This window comes from Candidatus Dependentiae bacterium (assembly GCA_016191325.1).
In the GTDB taxonomy this organism is placed as follows: Bacteria; Babelota; Babeliae; order Babelales; family JACPOV01; genus JACPOV01.
The window spans coordinates 1-1,519 of the sequence record JACPOV010000005.1 but is presented as its reverse complement, the minus strand read 5'-3'; the positions used below and the strand labels follow the sequence as shown (position 1 = coordinate 1,519).

1 protein-coding gene is annotated in these 1,519 nt (G+C 39.6%); it reads right to left on the bottom strand.

The window, feature by feature from the left end; translation table 11 throughout:
• Positions 1 to 286: 286 nt before the first annotated feature.
• Positions 287 to 1,519 (bottom strand): S9 family peptidase (locus HYX58_00095; GenBank protein MBI2774398.1); only part of this gene is annotated, 1,233 nt, incomplete at its 5' end.

The window sequence follows — 1,519 nt, the reverse complement described above, 5'->3', positions numbered from 1 at the left end:
TCGTTGTCCGGGTTGACGGCCAAGGTTTTTCCCTCGTGTCCTAGCGGCTCCAAGCCCGGAGTTCACCCGTTCGTTCAGAAGGTCACGCTCGAATTGAGAGATTCCTGCCAGCATGGTTAGCCATCATACCCCCGTGGGATGTGTTGAGTTCAAAAGTCATACCATTCATAGCAATTATCAAAATTTTCCAGCCTGAGAGTCGATTCAGTGTATCCAGAAGGTCTTGTGTGGAACGGCCCCATCGACTGAGGTGTTCTTCTCTTTTCAAGGGTAATTTTTAAAATTCCTATTTATATTTTTCAAACCATTTGAGTTGTTCCTTTAAAGAATCTATAACAGCTGACGGACTTGATATACCATGCTCTTGCTCTAAATACAAAAATAATTGAGTTGGAACTTTTTTTGCTTTGAGGGCTTGGTAGAGTTGTTGTGCTTGAGAAAAGGAAACACGTTCATCGTATAGGCCATGAAGGATAAGAGTGGGGGTTTTAATGTCATTAACATAATTTAAAGGAGAAGAATCTCTATATAAAGCATAATTATCCCAGTAAAAACTGCCAAACAAACTCTCCATGAATTGAGGGGCATCTGTGAGAGCTATATCTGATATCCAATCAGAAATGCCAGCTTTTACAACCGCTGCTTTAAATCGATTCGTGTGACTAATAGCCCAAGCTGTCATAAACCCTCCATAACTATGCCCTGTGATAAAAAGCTGTTTAGGATCCGCTATGCCTTCTTTAATCAGAAAATCCACACCTGCCATAATGTCTTGATAATCCCCTCTTCCTAGGTTTTGGTAACTAAGTTTGGTAAACTTTGTTCCATAACCAATACTTCCTCGATAGTTGACAAAGAGAGTTGCATAACCGGAAGAGCTAAAAACCGCAGGAGAATAGCCAAACCAAGTTCTTCCAATGAATTGTTCTGATTCAGCTCCTGCAGGCCCACCATGAATGGAGACAATTAAAGGTACTTTTTCTCCAGCCCTATAGTTTTGAGGATAAACGAGAATTCCTTCAATTTCGAGGCCATCAAAAGATTTCCATGTAAGGGATTTGGCTTCAATTTGACTGAGGTCAATTTTGTTATGAATAGCGTTTATTTTTTTTGGCTTAAAATCTTCGAGGCTTGAAACATAGACTTCTGCAGGACGAGAGAAGCTTTCTCCTAAAAATCCTATGTATCTGTGATTTTGAGAAAGAACAAGACCATAGACAACTGGGATGTTAGGAGTATCCTTAAAGGTTAATGTTTTAGATTGAATATCGTATTCATAGATTTTTTTCTTTGTTCCTGCCTGTTTAGTTCCAACTAATTTTTTCCCATCATGAGTCCATCCTTCAATGCCCCAGAGATCCTCCATTAAAAAGGCCTCCCTTTTTTTTGTCTTAAGGTCAATAATCTGAACAGTTGATGAGATGATAGTTTTAAAGGATTTAACGGGGTCATCTTCATCACCTAAGTCCGGTCCTTTAATAAAAGCGAGCTGGTGACTATCTGGTGAAAAGGCTAAATC